Here is a 22,728-nt window from a genome sequence, read left to right as displayed (position 1 = left end):
GTACCACTTATTTTTGATTATTCATCATAAATTGAATAAAATGATTACAAATACATAAATCATGGAGTGATTATGCAAATTGAAGGATTATGGCTATCCATTTCAGAATATTCACAGCTCAGAAATATCTCAGTTTCTACTGTTAGAAGATATATTAAATCTGAAAGAGTTAGATTTAAGAAAGAGAATGGTAAATTTCTTATCTTCATGAGTGAAGAAAATTATAATAAGTATGAAAATAGAAATGGTACAGAAGGGGAACTCCTAAAGTCGAAATTAGAAATTCAAGAATTACAACTTCAATTGAAAAGCTTGCAGCTAGAAAATGATGAATTGAAAATGCTCGTGGACCTTTATGAAGGCCAGTCTAATACTAATCAACTTCCAGAAATCCCGGTAGGACTATGAATAAAATAATTCTAATACTTTTTATCGCATTCGCCTCTATGAGTGTGAACGCATCTCAGTCGATGAGAAAATGCATGCTTCTTCCTGTTAAGGACTCTATCGGTGGAGCGCTTGGTTTTAAAGTTTATGAAGAGGTTGAGAGATATCTTAAGACATCAGAATGGTGCTACTATAGGTCAAACTCAGAAATTATAAATATCTTAGGAAACTATAAGAGAAATCTTGATGAGCATCTTCACAATGAGGATGTTCTAAAGGTTGTTGCCGAAAAAACAAAAGCGGGAAGTTTAATTAGAATTGAACTTATTAGTGAAGATAATGGCGTAGAAGTAGAGATGAATATCATTGGAGACAACGGAAAAGATGTTTACTTCAAAGAGAAGTTAAGGTTATCGAATAATGATCCAGTAGTTATTGGACAGACAGTAAAGAATTGGCTCGATCAATATGAAAAAAATATTCCTTATGATGGAAGAATACTTGGAATACTTGGAAATCAATTTACAGTTGATTTTGGAAAGAGTTATGGGGTCTTTATCAATGATTCTGTAGAGATTATTAGGCCTATTAAAAAGAAGAGACATCCTCTCTTTAAAGAAATTGTTGATTGGGAAACTGAGAAACTTTCAAACGGAAGAATCTTCTATGTTTCTCCAACGCAGGCCCAAGGAAAAATAGATAAGTATGAATCGAGAAAAAGAGTTGAAATTGATGATTGGGTTATTCTAAAGAAAGATGCGAATGCACAAAAAGCAGATCTTCTAAAAATCCCTTATGAGCAAGCAGGCGGAAAAGATGACTTCTCATTTGGTAAGCTTGGAACCATAGGAATATTTGGTGTTCTTAATTCAAGCAAAGTCTCAAGCACTACAGGGGCAGTAACAAACTCTTTAAGTGGTTTGTTAATGGGAGTTAATATTGAAGCGGAACTTTGGGCCACTCGAAATTATTGGGGTAGCTTTGAGTTAGGTTCAAACTTTGGGTCACAGAAAAAGAAGAGTGGAAATCTTTCAGTTGATTCTAACTCAACTACAAATAGTAAGTTTAAATTAAAATTTGGATATAGATATCTTCCTCTTGGTTTCTTTTTTGGCCCTCAAGTTGATGCCTATGTTGGTTATGCTAAGTATACTTACGGCCATGATGATCTCTCGGCAAATAAAATTGGAGAAGTCTCATTTAGTGGTGTGATTCTTGGAGGGAAGGGAAGTATACCTCTTATGAAGAAATTCAGAGCACATATTAGGTTAGAATTCATGCTGACTTCAAGCTATTCAGAAGATGTTTTCCTTTATGGTAAAGATGATTCTAGTAGTAATTATAATATTGAAATTGGCGGAAGCCACAACTATAGTCCAAATATGGAAATAGAAGGTGGGTTAGAGTTTAATAGCAATAAAGCAAAATTCACTGGTGGGCAATCAATGTCTCTTAAGGACACAGCTTTTAAGGGTGGAGTTAGGTTTAACTTTTAGATAAAATGAAAAAAAATATTAGAGAATTAGAAGAGTTAATAGAGCACCATAAGGAGCTCTATTATCTTGGTCGGGCTGAAATAACAGACCTTGAATTTGATGAGTTAGAAGAAGAGCTTCGATTGTTGAGTCCTGAGAGTGCAATACTCAAAACTGTAGGGATAAAACAACGATCAGATAATAAAGTTAAGCATGAACAGAAAATGCTTAGCCTTGCTAAAACGTATAAAATTGATGAGCTTGAATCTTGGATGGATTCTCGTGAAATAATCTCCATGTATAAAATTGACGGAATGAGTTGCTCTCTTATTTATGAAGAGGGGGAGCTTGTTATGGCAAAGACAAGAGGAGATGGTAGTTTTGGTGAGAATATTACGGCAAAAGCACTAGAGATAAAATCAATACCAAAGATGATCTCTGAGAAAGCAAATATAGAAGTTCGTGGGGAGATATATTGTGAAGAAAGGAGTTTCTTTGAACTCTCTGATGAAATGGTTTCTCTTGGGTTAGAAAAACCTACCTCTCAAAGAAATATTGTTGCGGGATTAATATCTAGAAAAGATTACTTACAGCTCTCAGGAAAGTTAACATTTAAGGCATTTGAACTTTTAGGAAAAGAAAGCATTGAAACGGAAGTAGAGAAAGTTAAATTTCTACAGAAAGAAGGTTTTGATACTTTAGAATACACTCTGCATAAGAATAAGAAATCTATTGAGAAAACGATAGAAGAAGCAAAGGAGTTTATGGCGGAGGGAGAATTTCTAATCGATGGAATTGTTTTTAGTTTCAATGATCAGAGATGGCACCGAGAACTTGGTGAAACAGCTCATCATCCTCGTTATAAAATGGCATTTAAGTTTCAAGGCGAAGCTAAGGACACAAATATAAGAGAGATCATTTGGGGCGTTTCGAGAAACGGAATCTTAACTCCGGTGGCAAATGTTGAGCCAGTTGAGTTGAGTGGGGCAAATATTTCGAGAGTAACTCTTCATAACTTCGGTTTAGTAAAACAATTTAATTTAAAATCCGGAGATAGAATTAAAATTGTTAGGTCTGGCGAGGTGATACCAAAATTTTTAGAGCTTGTAGATGACTCTGGAAATGAATTCTCTTTTCCTGAAAACTGCCCTTCATGTGGTGAAGAAGTAAGAATAATAGATATACGTTTAGTTTGTGTGAATAAGAAGTGCCCAGCAATAATTAAAGAGAGCATTCTAAACTATATTCAAAAGATAGGAATCGATGATCTAAGCTCTAAGAGGTTAGATGAGCTTATAAAGGCTAGATTAGTTTTAAAAATTTCAGATCTTTATAAAATAAAAATGGATGATCTTCTGACTTTAGATAAAGTTAAAGAAAAGTTGGCAACAAAGTTAATCGCTGCGATTGAAAAAAGTAAATCGGTGGATCTTATTACTTTCCTCTCAGCACTTGGGATTAGCGGTGGAGCTTATAATAAGTGTGAGAAGGTTGTCTTTGCTGGTTATGATAGTCTTGAAAAAATAAAAGAATTGAGCCCTGAAAAATTAAGGGTAATTGATGGTTTCGCTGAAAAGTCCTCTGTTGATTTCTTTGAATCTTTAAGTGCTAAGTTTGAATTAATTAATGAATTAGAACAGGTTGGATTTTCATTTGAAGAAGTTGTAAAAAATGAAACGGCTCTAACGGATAAGAAAATCTGTATTACGGGATCACTTTCTGAAAAGAGATCTGTCATAGAAGGAAAAATTCGTGATGCGAGCGGAATTGTTGTAAGTTCTGTAACAAAGAATACTGATATACTTGTTACAAATGATCAAACGAGTGGTTCGAGTAAGTTAAAGAAGGCACAGAGTCTTGGAATTGAAATTCTAACTGAAGAAGAGCTAATCAAATTGACTAGCTCTTAGTGTGAATTATCTTGGGCATCCCCAGAAAGCTTGTTTCTTAATGTCATAGTAGAGACAGTCTTTATGACTATAGAGTCCTTTAAAAATCCCTTTAGCAAAGCTAGAAACCTTTCTTCTTAGTTTTAAGACTTCATCCCAATTGAGAGAGATAGCTTCTTTCATGTGAAGAGAAACAGAAGTGTCATCTTTAAGATCAGTGAATTGATTAATGAATTCTTCTTTTGGAAGATCTTTACTGTCTCTGTTCCAAGACCAAAGAGAGTTGAACTCTTTCATAAAACTTTTAAAAATTCTTTCATTTCTAATTGTCTTATATACAACCATATTATCGAATTGATTGTGTTCAGCAGTTTTACTTAAATTATATGAGCCAGAGATAAGAGTTGTTCCATCAAGATTTTCTTGATCATAATCAATTAGAATAAACTTATGATGATTTAAAAGCCAGTATCTAGGGGATGGTAAGTGAGAGTAATACTTAACTCTTACAGGAGCCGTCTTTTTTGAATTACCTTCAATTTTCTTCCAATCACTTACGAATTGTGGAGTCATTTCTTTGTTATTTATTCTTGTTTTAAATTCCTGATTATCCACGGCCAACTTTACTTCAACACCTCTTTTTACGGCATCTATTAAAGCATCTGAAATATCTCTAATGTTAAAGTGATTAAGTGATAAGTAAATATTCATCTTGGCAGCTTTAATGTTCTTAAGGATAGCATCTCTTACTAGCCATGTTTGGTTTTTAACACCACCATTTCGGCTAAGAGTGTAGTACTTCCCTTGCTTATAGGCACTGGAAGTGACTTTATTTTCAGTGACTTTAAAATTCATAGAACTAGAATAAAGTGTTACGTCTGAAGATTCAGGGAGGTTTTGCAGAGTCTCAAGAGGAAGTTTTTCTGCAATGGTTTCTCCTTTTGTAAAAATATCTTTTGCTGAATTCCATAGAATTATAAATTCTTTTTTAAATTGAACTAGAAGGGCCTTTCCTTCAATACTTTCATTGCTATGGTAAATAAAGTTTTCACTATACTTTGTTTTTGCGCCGCCTGACATATTGGCTGATGAGTTAACAACAAAGTTATCGTCAATTAGAACAAATTTCTCATGCATATTCATTTTGGCAATTTTCAAATCAGCGCCAAGTTCTTCAAGCTCTTTTGCAATTTTTTGAATACTTGCTTTTTTAGCCAGGCTTGGGTGGAGAACGATTTTAACTTCGACACCCTTTTCAAGTGCTTCTTTAAATGAATCTGTTATTCCCTTGTCTGACCAAGAATAGATCGTTGCGTAGACGAAGTTTTTAGAGCTCTTCACCTTTTCATAAATAATTTCAAAGGCTTCGTCCCCTTGATTTGGAGAAAATTTTGAATAGAACTTGGTATCAGCATTAGAGGTTAGAGATAAGAATGTAAGTAGAATAATAAATAAGAATTTCATATTTCACCTTTAATCTAGCAATTACTCTTGCAGTTAAACTTAATATATTCATTACATATAAGTTGTTGATGCGTATGGCAAAATGAATTAGAGATTCGTGAAGGAATTACCTATGAGTAAGAAGCTTTCAATAGCTTATGTATGTAAAAACTGTGGTTTACGGGCCTTAAAGTGGGCGGGAAGGTGTGCAAACTGCTCGGAATGGAACTCTTTTGAGGAGGAGGAAGTCTTAGGGAGAAAGGTTGCTATTAGGGAGGATATCGAAAATAGCCCTAAGAGAGTTGGAGAAGTTGAAGTTTCTAGCTATGAGAGAAAGGTTACTGGAATATCTGAGTTTGATAGGGTTCTGGGCGGCGGGATTGTGATTGGTAGCTTAACTCTCGTTGGAGGAGAGCCGGGAATTGGTAAGTCTACTCTTTTGACAGAAGTGCTAGCAAAACTTTCTGAAAGATATAATGACGAGTCAATTCTTTATATTTCAGGGGAAGAGTCTATTCATCAAATAGCGCAGAGATCAAATCGTTTAGGCCTTAAAGGATCAAAGTACTTTATTTATAATGAGACAAATTGGCAGAAAATTCTTGGTCAAATAAAGAAGCTTAAGCCTTCTGTGATTGTTCTAGACTCAATTCAAACAACAGTTTCATCGGATGTGCCATCCTCTCCAGGTTCAGTTTCACAAATCCGTGAAGTCACTTACGAATTAATGAATCATGTGAAGGGAAGTTCTACTACATGCTTTGTTGTGGGACATATTACAAAAGAGGGAACAATTGCAGGGCCAAAGATTTTAGAGCATATGGTTGATTGTGTTATTTACTTTGAAGGAGATCAGTTAGGAAACTATAGAATATTAAGATCGATTAAGAATAGATTTGGAAACACTAATGAAGTAGGTATCTTTGAAATGAAAGAAGATGGATTAAAAGAAGTTAAAAATCCATCACAGTATTTTTTAGAGTCTGATTGTTCTGAAACTTTTGGTAGAAGCCTAAGTTGTATTAATGAAGGAACAAGGCCTCTCTTTATTGAGGTACAGGCGCTTGTTGTTGAAAATAAGTACGGCAACGGAAGGAGAACAACTCAAGGAATTGATGTAAATAGATTGGCAATGATTGTGGCGATTATTGAAAAGTACTTGGGAATACCCATGGGATATAATGATATTTACTTAAATATTGTCGGTGGATTTAAAGTTAAAACACAAGATACAGACTTGAGTATAATAGCATCCCTTCTTAGCTCTTATAGAAATAAGAAAATTGAAGAAGGCGTTATTTTTTTGGGAGAAGTGGGATTGAATGGAGAAGTTAGAAGTGTTTCTCATATTGAAAAGAGAATTAAAGAAATGGAGCAACTGAACTACAAGAAAGTTATTACATCAAAGAAAATATCTCTTGAATATCAAAGAAGAACAAAGCTTCAGCTTATTGGATTAAAGAGGATTAATGAGTTAGAAAAAATAGTCTCTCTATAAGAATAGAGAGTCTATATACTTGGTCCACTTTTCCTTCTTCATTTCATAATGAGATAATTCGTTTTTATTACCATTAAAGGAGATATCTTTTTTCCAGAGCTCGGGAATTTTTTCTTTTCCTATAAGACCAGCTCCTATGGCCGAGGCTAGTGCAGCACCATAGGCAGTAGTTTCTATTACACGTGGTCTAATAATTTCAACATTTGAAATTGTAGATTGGATATTCATAAGTAACTCATTAACAACAGCTCCACCGTCAACTTTAAGAGTTTCAATCTCACTCCCAATATCTAGTGCCATTGCCTGTAATAAATCATTAATCGAAAGGGCCATGCCATCTAAGCATGCTCTTGCGATATGCTCTTTTCCTGTATCTCTAGTAAGTCCTAGGATTGCAGCCTTGGCATCAGAGGACCAGTGGGGAGATCCAATCCCTGTAAAAAATGGAAGGAACATTACGTGCTCCATTTCATCTAGATTCTTAACTTTCCTTGCGAGCTCTTCAATATCCGAACTATTCTCGACAATCCCCATGTTGTCTCTAAGCCACTGAACTGCAGCACCGCAAATGTAAGTACTGCCTTCTAGAGCATAGTAGGTAGTTCCATTTTCTTTATAGGCTACAGTTGTTAAGAGGCCATGCTTTGATTCTCTAATTTCTGTCCCAGTATTTAAAAGCATGAAAGCACCAGTACCATATGTACATTTCAAGTCTCCATCTGATAAGCCGGCCTGTCCAAAGAGGGCACTTTGCTGGTCTCCTAGAATACCGGTGATTGGAATTCCGTCTGGAAGAAAGGATAGTCCCTTTGTTTTTCCAAACTCACAGAATGAATCACAAATTTCAGGGAGTGTATTTCTTGGAACTTTAAATAAGTCTAAAAGTTCTGCACACCAATCACTTGTCTTCAAGTCCATAAGTAGTGTTCTTGAAGCATTTGATGCTTCTGTCTTGTGGGCGAGAGAGCCACTTAACTTATAGAGAATAAATGTATCGATTGTTCCAAATAGTAAATTATCGCTTCGATGAGCTTGTTCAACTTTATCGTTATTATTTAAGAGCCAGTTCATTTTGGTTCCAGAAAAGTAGGAATCAATTTTTAGGCCTGTTTTTGTTTTAACAAATTCTTCTTTGTCTCTTAAAGAGTGACAGAAATCACTAGTTCTCCTGTCTTGCCAGACAATGGCGTTCGCGAGAGGAGTACCTTTTTTATTAAAAGCACAGGTCGTCTCTCTCTGGTTTGTGATTCCAATTGAAGATATTTGATCAGGCTCTATGTTGTTCTTCTTTAAAACTTCTTTAATTGTAGATTCAATGGATTCCCAGATATCATTTAAATTATGTTCAACCCATGAAGGTTTAGGAAAAATTTGTTGAAACTCTTTATTTACCTTATCAACAAAGCTCATTGATTGAGCATCTATAAGTACGGCAGTAGTTCCAGTAGTTCCCTGATCTATTGAGAGTATGTAATTCATCGTAACCTCTATAATTAAATGAAATTTATCTTAATTGTATGTCAGTGGGGGTGGGCTTTGCAATGGCCTTAACAGTACCAAGCCAGCGCTCAGAAATTGAACTATTTAAGCCCTTTAGCATGCCAAAAGAGATCATAATCATGGCGAGTAATATGAATAGAAATTCTATAAATGCCTGACCCTTATTGTTGACTAAAAGCTTTGCTGGGGGCATATTTGCGTCAAGATATTGCAGTAATTCTTGTTGATGGGAATTGAATTCTTGGTTAAATAAATCAGATTTTTCCATTATAATAAATGCTAATCTAAAGAGGCAGGGGTCTCAATGAAGAAATATTTTCCAATTTATATAGCTCTCGCTTTCCTAACAGTTTTAGGGGTAGGTCAGGGTGTATTTAATTTATTCGACTTAAAGGCCGATGCTACAAAAGTTGAAAAGAAAGTATTTACTCATTATGAGTCACTTTATAATTCACTTGAGTTGAAAACTACGGAAAACAAAAAAATAAAGCTTAAAGAGATAAAAGCTCCTATTGTTGTCATTAATTTTTGGGCAACTTGGTGTAAGCCGTGTCTTATTGAATTTCCTTCAATTGTAAAAATGAAAGAGAAGTATGATGATTCAAAAGTCATGGTTCTTGGAGTTAATCAAGATGATGAAGATCAAATGACAAATATTAAGAAAATCGTCAAAAAGTATAAGTTAAATTTTCAAAATATTGCAGATACAGATGGATCTATCCTAGAGAAGTTTATGGTTTCTGCGATTCCTGTTTCTATAATTTTTCACAAGGGAAAAGTTATTCAAGTTTCAAATGGGGCAAAAGATTTTAGCTCTGAAGAAGTATATGAAAAGTTTGATAAACTTTTAAAGAACTAATTACACATTTCTTTTTTTAAAATTTCTGCCTTCTCCTTTAAAGCCTCACACTCGCTGGAGTAGAGCTTTGGTGGAGGCATTACTTGTGTACACATCATTCCTTCTGGACAGGGGGGCATCGGTGGTCTTGCGCAAACCTCTCCTGATGCGGAATTACAGTCACATCTACTTTCTGAAAAATTTATGGCCCCATTACATTTTGCGAGGCATTTATTGTCAAACTGCTTCCCATCAGCACAAACAGGTTTGTATTCAAAGGTACAAGCGCATTCTTGGGGCTTATCGTTGCAAGAGGTAAGAAGGAGAAGAATGAATATGATTCTTATTAACGAATGCAAAGGTTAACACCCCAGTGATAAGTAATTTTATCTAAATTATCCGTATCAAAAATTGTAAATCTAGGCGCTAGTCCAGGAACAAGAGCTCCTTGTTTTTTGAGGTTTAGTGCATGAGCTGCATTGAGTGTAATAGCAGACCAGAGTTCAGCAATATTCATCTTATAGGTAGGAGCAGCGAGGGAGGCAACTAGTAAAACATTGTCACAATGACATGAGCCAGGATTGTAATCTGAAGCAATAGCAACTTTTACGCCAGCGTCAAAAAAGGCACGAGCATTGGCCTGAGGTTTCCCTAGAAAAAATCCAGTACCAGGAAGTAGTGTTGCTACGGTATTAGATCCTGCAAGTGCTTTAATGCCATCATCGCCTGTGCAGAGTAAGTGATCAGTACTTAAGGCATGATTCTTTGCTGCTAGTATTGCACCCTTGTTATCCTTGAATTCATCTGCGTGACTCTTAACTGGAATATTTAAAAATGAGGCAACATCAAATAACTGTTGAGTATCAACTTCATCAAAGTATCCTTCCTCGTGGAAAATATCGACGGCATCAATAATTCCAAACTCTGAAAGCTCTTTTAGGAGAGGAATAACTTCTTTATTTATATATTCGTTTGAGCTCTCATATTTTTTAGGAACTGCGTGAGCGGCCATAAAGGTGTTACTAATTTGCACTTGGCCTTTGAAGTGATCCTTAAGTTTAGAAATAAGGAGAGAGCACTCTTTTTCTTTCTCATAGTTGAGGCCGTACCCACTTTTAATTTCTATTGTACCAACACCATAGCTATAGATTCTTTCAATTCTCTTTACTGCAGATTCAAATAATTCGTCATGGGTTGCAAGGTTTGTTGCTTTCATGGTGGAAAGTATACCGCCACCTGCATTTGCAATATCTTGGTAGTCAGCACCGTTTAGTCGCATAGAATATTCTGATGATCTATCGCCACCAAAAACAAGGTGTGTGTGCGAATCAACAAGTTCTGGAAGTAAAGTTTTGCCGTGAAAATCTTCTGACGGAACAGACTGATATTCATTTAGCAGGTCTTCATCTCTTCCGACCCAAACAATTTCGTCACTGTCGAAAACAATTGAAGCCTGCTCAATAATAGAGAGGTCTTCTGGTTGAAGATGTCTTCCGTCTTTTTCAAAACTCTTGGCAAGGGTTACAATTTGAGAAAAATTTCTAAATGCCTTTAAGCTCATACAAGATAATCCTAATTTAATTTTTCAATATGTTCTGTTGCTGCCAGAACAATTTCATTAGATGAAATTAGCTTCTTTATATTTTCCATATCTTTGTAAAATACTCTGTCGTCTTCAATTGGTGGAACGTGCTGTCTGATGAGTGTATGCACGGCTTCAAGTGCCTTTGATGATTTTAAAGGTCTTTGAAAGTCTAATGCTTGCGTATTACAAAGAAGTTCAATTCCAAGAACTGTTTTTGCGTTATCAATAACTTCTAATAACTTTCTTCCTGAAGTTACACCCATTGATACGTGGTCTTCCTTATCTGTTGATGTTGGAACACTATCAACAGAAGCTGGATGGCATAGGTACTTATTTTCTGATGTCAATGCCGCTGCAGTAACGTGAGCAATCATGAGTCCTGAATTTAGGCCAGAGTTCTTAGTTAAGAAGGCTGGAAGATCAGAAAAACTTGGATTCATCATTTTCTCAATTCTTCTCTCACAAATATTACAAATTTCTGCAACACCCATCGCTAAGTAATCCATAACTAGAGCAAGTGCTTCCCCGTGAAAATTTCCTCCACTAACAACAGAGTCCTCTTCAAGAAAAATAAGAGGATTATCGGTTACTGAGTTAAGTTCAATTGAAATAACATCTCTTGCATGAGTTAGTGTTTGTCTACAGGCTCCGTGAACTTGAGGAACACAGCGTAGAGAATATGGGTCTTGTACTTTCCCACAGTCATCGTGAGAATCTTTAATTTCTGAATCCTTAAGTAAGTTGTTAAGATTTTCACAGGCATCAATTTGCCCAGGGTGTGGCTTAAGTCTTGTGATGCCCTCGTAGTAAGCTTTACTTGTTCCTTTCACTCCGTCCAATGTGAGAGCGGCACTTATATCTGCAATCTTCATTATATTTGTAGCTTCGACTACTGCGCAGGCTCCAATGGCTGCCATAACAGCTGTTCCATTAATAAGAGCTAGGCCGTCTTTTGGACCAAGGACTGCAGGCTTTCTTCCTATTTGGTCGATCGCAAAATTTGAATTAGAGTGCTTCCCGTCAAATATCACCTCTCCCTCTCCTATTAAGGCAAGAGCGATGTGTGATAAAGGAGCGAGATCTCCAGAGGCTCCAACAGATCCCTTCTCTGGCACAATTGGATTAATATCGAAGTTTAAAAAGTCTAAAATAAGTTGAACAATTTCAGGTTGAATTCCTGAGTAGCCAGAAATTAGACAATTTGCCCTAAGGATCATAATTGCTCGAGTAATCTCTCGACTAAAAGGTCGACCTGTACCAGTACAGTGAGAGCGAATTAAGTTTAATTGTAGGGTGGCCAGTTCTTCTTTCTTTATATGCATGCTTGAAAGAGCGCCAAAGCCAGTATTTATACCATAAACAGGTTCACCTTTTTCAACAATGCTGTGAACGTAGGCGCGAGATTCTTTCATTCTTTCGAGAGCTTTTTCGCAAATACTAACTTCAACTTTCCCAGGCTTTGAAAAAGCAATATGATGAACTTGTTCTATTGTTAATGATTTGCCATTAAAGATTATTTTTTCAACGTTAGACATTCTATCTCCTTAAGCTTTCTAGTTTTTCTTTGTACGTGCTTGGGCCATCTTTAAATATATATGAGCCTGCAACGAGATTATTTGCACCAGACTTCTTTAAGTTTGCTGCATTATTGTTAGTCACTCCACCGTCGACTTGAATCATGAGTTGAGGGAATTTTTCTTTTAATTTATTAAAGTGTTCGACTCTCTTGTAACTTTCTTCAATGAATGATTGTCCACCAAAACCAGGTTCAACCGACATGATTAGTATAAGATCAATTTCAGCTAGCAACTCTTCAGTAATAGAATTTAAAGGAGTTTTGGGCTTTATCGATAGACCAACGCTAGGGTAGAGTTTCTTAGCTTTTCTTACCAGTTCGAGAGCATTATCTGTCGCCTCAATATGGAAGGTGAAGTTATGTATATTATAATCTTTAAAAGTGTCGATATAGAATTCAGGGTTGGTTACCATAAAGTGGGCATCGAGTGGAATTTCGGTTTTTTTAGAAATCAATTTCACGATAGGATGACCAAACGTTAAGTTGGGAACAAAGTGTGAGTCCATAATATCTAAGTGAAACCAAGTGTCCTTGAAATCTTTGAATGCTAAAAGTTCAGATTCAATATTTAAAAAATCACAGGCTAAAAGACTTGGTGAAATAATCATAATTTCTCTCTAGTTTATTTTGAATTCATTTGTAGAGTTTTGCATTCCATTTATTAGAGAAGAGTCTGTGCATCTCTTCTTGCCTTCAATTTGAACATCTGTAAGTCTAAGTGTTCCGTCTTTACAGCCAATAAGTAGATTGCCATCACTTGTATCGCAATTGCCAGTGTTGGTAGTTTTGAGAGATTTTTCAACGGAAAAAACTTTGAGTCTCTTCCCATTGAGGCTACACCAGGTTCCTGGCCATGGAATGAGCGCTCTAACTTGATTGTGAATTTCTTCACAACTTTTATTTGTAAAGTCGAGATAGCCGTCTTCTTTTTTTAGAGTTGGTGCAAAAGTTGCGAGAGAGTGTTCTTGTTCCTTAAAAGTTACAGAGCCGTCAATGAGTTCATATACTAGTGTGTTTAAACTAAGGGCCGCTTGAAACTTTAGGCGGGTATATAGTTGTCCACCTGTTTCATTATGATCAATTGGCATCGGATAAGAATGAACTAAGTCTCCAGCGTCCATCTGTTTAACCATTCTTTGAATACTTACTCCACTTTCCTTATCTCCATTTAGTAGAGCGTATTGAATCGGTGCGGCACCTCTGTACTTTGGAAGAAGAGATGTGTGAATATTGAAGCAACCAAGTTTTGGAAGTTCTAGAACTTTAGATCCAAGAAATTGTGCAAAAGCAAGAACGACAATAGCGTCTATTTTTTCAGTACTTACTTTTTTTAAAAATGCTTCTTCTTTATTTATATTCTCAGTTTGGATAAGTGGAATTCTATTTTCTTTTGCAAAAATTGCCACCGGTGGAGATTGAAGTTTTTGTCCTCTTCCTGCTGGCCTATCTGGCATTGTAATGACATGGGCAAGATTGATATGAGGATGATTGAATAGCATTTCAAGAGCGGGAACAGAAAAGTCAGGAGTTCCACAAAAGATTACATTCAACTTCTTCATCTAGTTTCCTTTCTTCTTTTTCTGCTTAAGGAATTTCTTCTTTAGGAAGTTTTGCTTTAACATACTCAGTCTTTCAAGGAAGACGATACCTTCAAGGTGATCGTTCTCATGCTGAATACAAATTGAGAGAAGTTCGTCGGCATCTATTGAATGCTTCTCTCCCCACATATCTTGGTACTCGACGGTAATTGTCTCGGCCCTTTTAACTTCTTCATAAATTCCTGGAACGCTTAGGCAGCCTTCTTCGTAGAGTACTTCACCGTGCCTGTTGCTAATTATTGGATTTATAAATATTAATGGATTGAAGTTAGAAAGAGTGTGATCGGTACTTCCGTCGGCCCTAGTTACTTCTTCTCTATCGAAATCAATATCCATGACGAAGAGTCGAATGCTCTTTCCAATCTGTGGAGCAGCGAGACCAATTCCCGGAGCGTGATACATTGTAAATAGCATATCCTTACAAAGTGCACGTAGCTCATCATTGAATTCAGCGACGGGTTCTGCAACTTTCTTTAGGACAGGTGCAGGGTAGGTGAATATTTGAAGAAGTTCTCCTTCAAGTTTATAATCTTCTAAAAAGTTTGAATTTTCCATGAGCCCTTATAGCATGGAGGCTGCGCGTAAGTCTACTTCAAGGGCTTGTTTTCTAAGAGGTATACAGTATCTTTTAGCTGGTCGATATTTTTAGAGCTAAGAGCTTCAATGCCATCTTTGAGCTTAACTCCACGTCGCCAGATTTTCCAGCTAGTTACGACATTTGTTAAGTTATTTAGTTGGTATCTATCGTAAGTGACTTGGTGAGTTATATAGAGATGGTTATTTTCCAGAATATACTGTCTGATCTTACTTCCCCCAATCCAGTGAACTTTCCTCTCAAGGGCTTCTTCGATGAAGTAAGGTTTTCTCACAGCGGCGCTTATTTCCCTACTACCTATAAGTGTTATGACTTTCTTTGGAAGATAAGGAAGTATGAATGATGGAATAAAAATATTCCAAAGGTTTCCAATAATAAAGAGCGCAATAAAGTATTTAGAAATTTGCTTCTTACTTTTTACAAATAAAAATGATCCAAGAAGAAGAAGGCATATTGTAGTGATGACCTTAATTGTTAAAGAAGTTGAATTGTGAACATCTTTAAAAATTAGAAGTGTTCCAAATAAAAGAGCGGTTAATGTCATTAGTCCAGCAATTGTGACATTTGCTAAGTTCATCATCTTCTGACGTTTTTCATTTAATGAGTAATTATTTAGTAAAATAAAATTTGATATAAGAAAGAATACTAGAGAAGGCATAGCATAGTGATGAGATCTCTGCGAAGGAATTAACCAAAGAGTAAAAAAAACGAAGAAGCAGCAGTTAGAGAACATAAGAAATTTATCATTCTTAACTTTTACCCAGTGATCTTTAACTTGTGCGAGGCTTGTCGGTAGGTAGAGGCTCCATGGAAGAGAAAAAATAAGTAGTCCTTGAAAGACATGCCTAATAGGATAAGATTTAGAGGCAAACTTTCCTAGATTTTCTCTGAGAAAGAAGTAATCGATAAATTCATGTCCATATTTAATTGTACATATAATAAACCAAATCGAGGCAATCGCCAGAGAGTAAGTTAAGCACTTTAAGGCTTTTTTTAAGTCCGTTGAATTAAAACCAAACATATACCATTCAATAAGAAGAAATAATCCAATACCACCTCCGGCCATTACTAAGGAGACGGGACCTTTGACTAGCACCGATAGACCTAGAAAAAGTGCTGCATAATGAAGTGCATTTTTCTTATTTTCTAGATATTGATAGAAGTAGAGCGCTCCAATAGTTGTAAGCATAGTGAGAGGCATTTCCATCATGAAGATTCGGGAATATTTAAACATTCCAAGAGTCGCACTAATATAGACAAATATTAAAAGAAAGGGCTTAGATAGAACTCTAGACACAATCTTTGAAGAAATAATAATAGTGGATAGAGAAAAAATAACAATAACAAATCGAGAAAGAAAAATACTTGGACCGCCACCAAAGAAGTAGAATATGTTGGCCATCCAGAATTGGAGAGGGGGTTTAGACCAATGATTTTCTCCATTATAAAGAGGTGTGAGGATTGAGCTGTTCTCAAACATTTCCTTCGCAATTTGTAAGTAGAAGCCTTCCGTTCCCTGTCTTATGGCATCGAGATTTCCAATGTCCCAAATGTAGAGAGCAAAAACTAAGAAAATTGAAAAAATTGAAAGCTTTTTGATTGAGCTTATTGAGGTCATTTTGCAAGTTTCCTATTTCTGGAAAAAATAATAATTAGAATTATAGTAAAGGTTGCAGGGACTGAAAATGTCGCAGCAAATGGTATCAGTTTAGAATTATTACCTAGTTCAATTAGGTATGAATAAACAAGCCAGTAGAGAATAGTAAAAAAGAAAACGGCTGCAATATTTTTACCAAATGAACTACTTCTTCTATTTGGATTAAAAATAGAGACAGATGCAAGGATCGCAAAGATGATACAGATGATTGAGTTTGAAAATTTATCATAAAAGAGAACCATATACTCATCTATATTGATACCACTGCTCTTTAGTTGTTTGATATACTTCCAAAGCTTTACAATATCTAAAATAGTAATGTCGGCTTCAATTTGTCGAAGATCGTCAGGGGTTTCTGAAAGACTAACAATTGTTTCTCGGTTGGAGTCAGCCTTTGGAAATGATTTCTCGTTTAAATGATCAAGTGTAATAACTTCTTTTCCTACCCATATCCCTTTTTCCCAGAATACTTTTTCCATTGCAAGTATTTCTTCGAGGTAGTTATCAATAGAGAGTTTATAAAGAGTGACATTATACAACTCTTTCTTTACTTGATTATAATTTGTAAAGGCAATGAAGTAGTCGTCAGATTTGTACCACATCTTTCCACTACCTATGGTAGAAGATCTAAGTCCTTGGCTTTTAAGATTGCTAAACTTATGAGTAGATTCGGTTATGAGATTCTCTCTTTGTGATTTAAAAAATGGAGAGATGTATGAACTCATTAAGAACTGAATAATTGTAACAACAAGTGATGCGAAAATAAGATCAATAATATAGTTCTTACGGGAGTATCCAGATGCAAAAATTGCAGTGAGCTCACTTCTTGTTTTTAATTTATTAATACTAAATAAACTTGCCATTAGGCAGGACACTGGAAATATTTTGTTAAGGTAGCCAGGGATTTCGATAAAGTGATTAATGAGAACTTCTGTTGCTGTAACATTTCCTCTTAGGAAGCCTGAGATTAAATTTGCAACAGAAACGAGCATAAATAGAGCGATGACTGAGCCTGCGAAGAACTTGAACCACTCTTTTAATATTAATTTTCTAATAATACCCATCTAGAACTTTTTCACCAATTTAGAAAAAACAAATAAGCTAGGACGAAGAACCATCTTATTAATTACTTGTCCAAGAGTTCCAGCTTTTTCAAAGTAATTTACGAGCTTAGGTGAACTTAAGTAATAAATTTCAATAAATTTAAGCCCAATTTTATATGGAAGAATTCTCTGTTTAAAGAGCCTAAGATCATTTGTGACACTATGATTTTCTCCAAAGCTATAGGTTGCAATAAAGCATCCTTTTGATTCAACCTGAATTTTTGTATAGGCATTTTGAAAAGATTTGAGGTTATGGGCCTGCTTTCTCTTTATAAACTTTCGAAGCATTTGAGCGTTAATGTGTTGATATTTAAACCCATTGGTAAACTTAACAAATTGCTCAAGACAGCGAATCGATTCTCTGTGTAGATTAGGACTTCTGTCGTAGGCTTTAGAGAGATCCCAATAGGCTTGACTAATGAGTAGAAGCTCTGAAATTTCTTTTTCAGCATCAAAGAATGCTGGAGTCAACTTGTCTTCTGTAACTCCAAAGTATGAAGCGAGATTATTTAAGTAGGTTGAGTACCTTTCAACAGCCTTGGGTATTTCTCCATTGGAGTAATATTGTCTAGCCTGCTTGAGGGCTTTTAAACGGTCTCTGTAAGCATTAACAACTCTCTCGGGGCGCTGCTTTTCCTCATCGGAAGCTTTCTTATCTTGGCTCATTTGTTTAGAACCTATATGACATTGAAAGAGAAGTCTCTTGTACTTTCTCTCCTTCTTGTCTTAGATTGTCATCTTCTTCTAACTTAGAGTTCTTTAAAGCTGCTTCAATTGTAAGCTTCGGTTGTACCCAGCTTATTCCAGCACCAGAGCCACGTTCTTTAAGGGCTTTGTCTCTGTAAGTACCAAATCTAAGGTAGAAGTTATCTAGGAATTTGATTTGAGCAGCAGTTTTCCAGACAAGTGTTGAAGAAAGGTTATTTTTCCAATCAGCTCCACCATCAAACATGACAGAAATAATATCTTTGAAAACATATTGAAATCCAATAATGGCCTTGGAATCTTGAGGTCTTTCTCTTAGAGGATCAATGGCAACAACACCCATTGTGAAGTCAGGAGTAAGAATTCTAGTGACACCAAGAGTGAACTTCTTATAGCTCTCTTCATGAGTTTGATGAAACTCATCAACAGTATTCTCAGTGATATGTTGGTAACTAACACCAAAAGAAGATGTTTTTCCCAATGGTGAGGCCATTGAACCTGCCATTGTTTTTCTACTTTCAGCTCCCTTTTTTTGCTTTGTATAAGCGACAGCTCCTTTTAAAGATCCTTTTGTGTCAGAGGCAATAAAACTAATCGCATCGGCTTCAGACATTACTCCATTATCTGGAGTTTGTTCTGTGCTGACTTTTTGAAAATAGAAAGTACTTGTATTAAAAAATGATATTGCAGCGGGATTTAAGAAAATAGATTCTTCGACTAAAAGAGAGCCTGCTCCGGCACCAGCAGTCGACTTTAGCCTAGTCGTTTCATACTCCATAATTCGACCTTGAGCACATAGCGTAAAGGCAAGACAGATGGACAATAGTGATAAATGTGATAATCTAAGTTTCATAAATTTTCCAAATTAAAGTTTACTAAGGATAGTATAATGAATATTAGGAAGGCCGTCATCCCCGTTGCGGGTAAAGGAACAAGGTTTCTTCCGGCCACGAAACAAACTCCCAAAGAAATGCTACCGATTATAAATATTCCTATGGTTCACTATTCAGTTATGGAAGCAGTTGAGTCGGGTATTGAGCAATTAATCTTTGTGACTTCATCGGGAAAAGGGTCTATTGAGAATTACTTTGATAGAAATCTAGAACTTGAAAACTTTCTTGAGCAAAATGGTAAGATAAAAGAATTGGAGCTCATTCAAAACGTAAGTTCAATGATCGAAATTATAACAGTGAGACAAAAAGAGCAGTTAGGCTTAGGACATGCCATAAATTGCGCTTCCCCAATCATAGGAAATGAGACATTCTCTGTAATTTTGGGAGATGATATCGTTAGGGGTGAGCGACCAGCTACAAAACAGTTAATAGAAGTATCAAAGAAGAATAATGGTAAGTCTGTTATTGGTGTAATGGAAGTTCCTAACGCCGAAACTTACCGCTATGGAATTGTTGATGGTGAATTTATCGATGATAAGAGGCTAACACTTCTTATGAAAGCAATGATTGAGAAACCAAAACCTAGTGAGGCTCCTACAAACTTAGCGACGCCTGGAAGATATATTCTTTCTGGAAATATTTTTGAATGCCTAAATGAGATACCGAGAGGAGTCGGTGGTGAGTATCAACTAACTGATGCTATCAATATGTTGGCCAGTAGAGACGAAGTCTATGCACACAAATTTGATGGAGATCGTTTCGATACAGGAAATATTGAAGGATTCTTAAATGCTACAGTTGAATTTGCACTTAGAGATGAATCAACGAAAGAGTTAATGCTTAATATTATTAGAGAAAAAATTAAAACATATGGGATAAAAAGATGAAAATATTTTCACTAATTGCTTTATTTATTCTTACTTTTAATACACTTGCAGCGGCACCTAGTATTGAGGGTTTATTTCGAAATCCTAATAGCCAAGATATCGATGGAAACCTTGTTGTTCTAAAGGCGATGATAGAGAGAGATGCAACTGAAGAAGAATATTTTAAACCATCATACTATAAGTTCATTTTTAGCATTGAGCCTGAGGATAGAATTAAATTTCTTCAAGTTGAGTATAGTGAAGGAAAAATGAGTAATAATGATGTTGTAAGTACACTCTTTCTAAATAACTTTTTACCAAAAGTTAAAAATGATGAGCTTATTGAAAGATCTCTCTTTTATTCTCTTTTAACAATGTACGGACTTAATAAATCTGAAGCCATTTCAAGTATCTTAAAAAGATATTCACAAAACTTTATAAGTAATAAAGAATCACTCAATAAAGATAAGGTGGAACTCTTTAATAAGTATAAAAAATATTTAACCGCAGTTAAAGAAAGTGAAGAAACAACGGAAGAGCTAAAGTCTCCTCTCGAAAGTGAAGACGAGGAAGAGAAGAAGAAAATTCAAGAGATCAGATCATCAAGTATGTATTCTGAAAATCAATCATTGAGGCTTATAAAAGATGGAAGAAGCTTCTTTCTAAATTTGGACCTAAATGGTGTAACCGCTAGATTTACAAATGAAGAGCATCGACTGGTAAGAATGAAGGTAATTAGAGGAACTGATGAAGTAGAGTCTTTCTTCTCAGATTATATTCTCTTTAACGGAAGACATGAACTGCCAAAACATATCCTTATAAAGGATCAAGGTGGAATAAATTATCATGTGAGATTCTTAGGGTTAAATGTAATTAATAATACGGGGGACGACCTCTCTAAAAGAGCTCTAAGCTATAAGAAGATTGAAGAAGAGAATTTGGCCAAGAATCCAAAGCCTGTGGGGGAAAACATAGAGCCTGTGGCTAACGATAAGGGGCAGAAGATTTTGGTTAAGCGTCCAATCTTAATTTATTAATATCAATAAAGGTGTCTAACTATCTGTTTTAAGACACCTTTAAGCCTTTTATTCAAGTTTATTTCTAAGATTCCGATACTCATAATGAGATAGAATTTTTTATCGTAATGGTAATAGGAATAAACTATGAACTTTAACAAAAATCTTTTAATACTTCTAACGATTGGTACAGTCTCTCCAAGTGTATTGGCCGGAGGTTTCTCGTTATCCAATATTAATGTTGTTGGTTCTGAACAATCGGGAAATAACTCGGGATCATCATCTACAGACTCGAGTTCACCTTCTAGTGGAAATGTTAGTGCAGATACTGTGGGGGCAAGTAAAATACCTGTTGCTAAGTGTAGGGAGAAAGTTCAGGAGAATGGGATTATTTCAATGGATGAGTTGAAGTACCTAAATGGTGGTGAGCTTCCAATAATTGATGCCCATTCTAATAAAGAGTTTAAATTAGAGCTGAAGAAATTCGCTTCAAAATGTGCGACATTAAAAGTTAATAGAATTCTTGATGGAGATAATAATCACATCATTCAATTTATAAATCTAAAAGAATTTTCAGAGAATGACCTTTTCTTAACTGAAGATGAGAAAAAGGGCGATGTTTCTGCCTTAATTAGTAAAATGACAATGGATGAAAAAGTTAGTCGTTGCTTAGTTAAGAATGAGTATGTTGTAAAAAAAGGCTCAGGATATGAGATGGATCGCAATAGCGAAAAATTTGATTATTCAAAATCATTCTTAAAAATGCAAGACGATATGGATTCTAAGAGAAGTTCGAAAATACTTTTTGCAAGTCCTGTATTCGAAAATAATAATTATAAAACTTACGATGATAAAACAATTGATGATACGGAAGGTTCTTGGGCATGTACTAAAGTACAAGACTATGGAATTGATAAAGAATCATCTGAAAGTTCAAAATTTGTTTTTAAGTCTGAATACGATAAGCAGTGGGACCTTGCAAGAGCAGCATGTCAGTCTGCAAAAGAAGGCGATATCTACGCAATCGAGAGATTAATAACAAAAGATACGGGAAATAGTTCAGAGTTACAGTTAAAAATTCAAGACGTTTACGCGAGACTACTTTCAAAAGACATTAAAGAAAAGAGTGAAAAGATCGTTAATCAAATTGAAGATAAGTTAAGTCAAATTGAAAAATATAACGATCCTTCAAATAAGACACATAAGAGAAAAGCGAAAGCTATTGCGAGAGAAATACAAGCTCTCTCTAGACAGTATAATAGCGAAATTGCAACGCCAGCAAAAGAGGTTCTTGCGAGATCTCTAGCAAGCTATGAAGAGTTAGAAGAATCAGACTCTGAAGCAAGCGTAAAAAAGAGAGATGTTTTAGAGAGTAGAATTGAAAGAGTAACAGAGGCTCTATCTGGGTTATCTGAAATTGACATGACTGATGGGGTTGAGACGATGAAAGTCCACAATCTTCACTCCACTGGTAAAGACCTTCTTTCTGCCTATGCAAACTCAAGCGAGCTTTCAAAAGTATGCCTTGATTGTGATGGACAGCAAGATATGGAAGATGCAGAGAATAAGATTGCAAAGAGAATTAAAAAGTATAGTAAAGAAGATAAGAGAGACTGGAGTTTTGTTTCGCAAGCAGCGAGAGGAAAAGAGACTCCAATGTACTTAACTCAACAGCTTTACACAAATGCACAGAAGAATATGCAAACTCAATATTCTCAGTTTCAACAAAATGAGTATAAGAAGTATCAAGAATACTGTGCGAGTAGTATGTTTGGTGGAATGAAGAATCCAATCAGATGTCAGTACTGGCAAAATTCTCAAAGTATGAGAACGAAGATGTTTGAAAGTAAAATGAAAGGCCTTCAAGCAGATGTTCAGGGGTATAATCAAAAGTACTCTTACTATCAGTCTTACTATGATGCTGCTCAGAGAAGACAAGCAGAACAAAATGATCGAGAGGTTGCTTCTTTACAGTCAGCAGCTTCGCCTTACGATAGCTTTAGTATTCTAGGTGGAAACTCTATGATGTCAGGAGGAGGACAATCCTCTATGTATTCGATGGGAACGCCACAGTTTGCGATGCCTTTAATGCAGCCAAGATAAA

At 35.7% G+C, this 22,728-nt stretch carries 21 protein-coding genes; 8 read left to right on the top strand and 13 right to left on the bottom strand.

Annotation, left to right across the window (positions count from 1 at the left end; all coding sequences use genetic code 11):
• The first annotated feature begins 72 nt into the window (after positions 1-72).
• From CES88_RS15170 to ligA, 3 genes are read left to right on the top strand one after another with little or no spacing between them, the layout of a single operon-like run.
• Positions 73-408: a hypothetical protein gene (locus CES88_RS15170; RefSeq protein WP_290736294.1), complete on the top strand. Its 336-nt coding sequence runs from the start codon at positions 73-75 to the stop codon at positions 406-408.
• Complete coding sequence (locus CES88_RS15165) at positions 405-1,883, top strand: hypothetical protein (protein WP_290736291.1); 1,479 nt, start codon at positions 405-407, stop codon at positions 1,881-1,883. Before CES88_RS15170 ends, CES88_RS15165 begins: the two co-directional genes overlap by 4 nt.
• A gap of 5 nt (positions 1,884-1,888) precedes the next feature.
• Positions 1,889-3,772, top strand: a complete 1,884-nt coding sequence (ligA, locus tag CES88_RS15160; protein ID WP_290736289.1) for an NAD-dependent DNA ligase LigA — start codon at positions 1,889-1,891, stop codon at positions 3,770-3,772.
• Positions 3,773-3,778: 6 nt separating this feature from the next.
• Here the strand turns inward: ligA and CES88_RS15155 are convergent, their stop codons facing one another.
• A complete protein-coding gene (locus CES88_RS15155; RefSeq protein ID WP_290736286.1) occupies positions 3,779-5,215 on the bottom strand; it encodes a phosphatidylserine/phosphatidylglycerophosphate/cardiolipin synthase family protein in 1,437 nt (478 codons plus the stop codon).
• Positions 5,216-5,327: 112 nt separating this feature from the next.
• On the opposite strand from CES88_RS15155, the gene radA reads away from it, so the two are divergent.
• Entirely contained in the window at positions 5,328-6,692 is a 1,365-nt protein-coding gene (radA, locus tag CES88_RS15150; RefSeq protein WP_290736283.1) for a DNA repair protein RadA, read from the top strand.
• On the opposite strand, the gene CES88_RS15145 is transcribed toward radA, so the two are convergent.
• Both CES88_RS15145 and CES88_RS15140 read right to left on the bottom strand, forming a co-directional pair.
• Positions 6,687-8,171, bottom strand: a complete 1,485-nt coding sequence (locus CES88_RS15145) for a glycerol kinase (protein WP_290736281.1) — start codon at positions 8,169-8,171, stop codon at positions 6,687-6,689. The two genes, radA and CES88_RS15145, sit on opposite strands and share 6 nt — an antisense overlap.
• Before the next feature lie 25 nt (positions 8,172-8,196).
• Complete coding sequence (locus CES88_RS15140; protein WP_290736278.1) at positions 8,197-8,460, bottom strand: hypothetical protein; 264 nt, start codon at positions 8,458-8,460, stop codon at positions 8,197-8,199.
• A gap of 36 nt (positions 8,461-8,496) precedes the next feature.
• Here CES88_RS15140 and CES88_RS15135 point away from each other — a divergent pair, with 36 nt between their 5' ends.
• Positions 8,497-9,051 (top strand): TlpA disulfide reductase family protein, encoded by a 555-nt coding sequence (locus tag CES88_RS15135; protein WP_290736275.1) that lies wholly within the window; start codon positions 8,497-8,499, stop codon positions 9,049-9,051.
• On the opposite strand, the gene CES88_RS16675 is transcribed toward CES88_RS15135, so the two are convergent.
• From CES88_RS16675 to CES88_RS15090, 10 genes are read right to left on the bottom strand one after another with little or no spacing between them, the layout of a single operon-like run.
• Entirely contained in the window at positions 9,048-9,389 is a 342-nt protein-coding gene (locus CES88_RS16675) for a hypothetical protein (protein WP_365993258.1), read from the bottom strand. The two genes, CES88_RS15135 and CES88_RS16675, sit on opposite strands and share 4 nt — an antisense overlap.
• Positions 9,377-10,591 carry an imidazolonepropionase gene (gene hutI, locus CES88_RS15130; RefSeq protein WP_290736272.1) on the bottom strand — a complete coding sequence of 405 codons (1,215 nt, stop codon included), beginning with the start codon at positions 10,589-10,591 and terminating at the stop codon, positions 9,377-9,379. The genes CES88_RS16675 and hutI overlap by 13 nt, the downstream gene beginning before the upstream one ends.
• A gap of 11 nt (positions 10,592-10,602) precedes the next feature.
• Positions 10,603-12,150, bottom strand: coding sequence for a histidine ammonia-lyase (hutH, locus tag CES88_RS15125; RefSeq protein WP_290736268.1), 1,548 nt, complete (start codon positions 12,148-12,150; stop codon positions 10,603-10,605).
• Between the two features lies 1 nt (position 12,151).
• Positions 12,152-12,799: a ribulose-phosphate 3-epimerase gene (gene rpe, locus CES88_RS15120; protein WP_290736265.1), complete on the bottom strand. Its 648-nt coding sequence runs from the start codon at positions 12,797-12,799 to the stop codon at positions 12,152-12,154.
• 9 nt (positions 12,800-12,808) lie between these two features.
• Positions 12,809-13,750: a methionyl-tRNA formyltransferase gene (fmt, locus tag CES88_RS15115; RefSeq protein ID WP_290736263.1), complete on the bottom strand. Its 942-nt coding sequence runs from the start codon at positions 13,748-13,750 to the stop codon at positions 12,809-12,811.
• Positions 13,751-14,344 carry a peptide deformylase gene (gene def, locus CES88_RS15110; protein ID WP_290736260.1) on the bottom strand — a complete coding sequence of 198 codons (594 nt, stop codon included), beginning with the start codon at positions 14,342-14,344 and terminating at the stop codon, positions 13,751-13,753.
• A 32-nt stretch (positions 14,345-14,376) separates the two neighbouring features.
• Positions 14,377-16,002 (bottom strand): glycosyltransferase family 39 protein, encoded by a 1,626-nt coding sequence (locus tag CES88_RS15105; protein WP_290736257.1) that lies wholly within the window; start codon positions 16,000-16,002, stop codon positions 14,377-14,379.
• Positions 15,999-17,105, bottom strand: coding sequence for an LptF/LptG family permease (locus tag CES88_RS15100; protein WP_290736254.1), 1,107 nt, complete (start codon positions 17,103-17,105; stop codon positions 15,999-16,001). Before CES88_RS15100 ends, CES88_RS15105 begins: the two co-directional genes overlap by 4 nt.
• Positions 17,106-17,810 (bottom strand): hypothetical protein, encoded by a 705-nt coding sequence (locus CES88_RS15095; protein WP_290736251.1) that lies wholly within the window; start codon positions 17,808-17,810, stop codon positions 17,106-17,108.
• Positions 17,811-17,814: 4 nt separating this feature from the next.
• Positions 17,815-18,702 (bottom strand): hypothetical protein, encoded by an 888-nt coding sequence (locus tag CES88_RS15090; RefSeq protein WP_290736248.1) that lies wholly within the window; start codon positions 18,700-18,702, stop codon positions 17,815-17,817.
• A 36-nt stretch (positions 18,703-18,738) separates the two neighbouring features.
• On the opposite strand from CES88_RS15090, the gene galU reads away from it, so the two are divergent.
• From galU to CES88_RS15075, 3 genes are all read left to right on the top strand, one after another.
• Positions 18,739-19,629 (top strand): UTP--glucose-1-phosphate uridylyltransferase GalU, encoded by an 891-nt coding sequence (gene galU / locus CES88_RS15085; protein ID WP_290736245.1) that lies wholly within the window; start codon positions 18,739-18,741, stop codon positions 19,627-19,629.
• Positions 19,626-20,645: a hypothetical protein gene (locus tag CES88_RS15080; protein WP_290736242.1), complete on the top strand. Its 1,020-nt coding sequence runs from the start codon at positions 19,626-19,628 to the stop codon at positions 20,643-20,645. Before galU ends, CES88_RS15080 begins: the two co-directional genes overlap by 4 nt.
• 126 nt (positions 20,646-20,771) lie before the next feature.
• On the top strand, positions 20,772-22,727 hold the full coding sequence (locus CES88_RS15075) for a hypothetical protein (protein ID WP_290736239.1): 1,956 nt from the start codon (positions 20,772-20,774) through the stop codon (positions 22,725-22,727).
• Position 22,728 lies beyond the last annotated feature (1 nt).

Origin of the sequence: Halobacteriovorax sp. JY17, assembly GCF_002753895.1 — a bacterium.
Taxonomy (GTDB): domain Bacteria; phylum Bdellovibrionota; class Bacteriovoracia; order Bacteriovoracales; family Bacteriovoracaceae; genus Halobacteriovorax.
The sequence above is the reverse complement of the archived record's forward strand: the minus strand, read 5'-3'. Positions and strand labels throughout refer to the sequence as shown.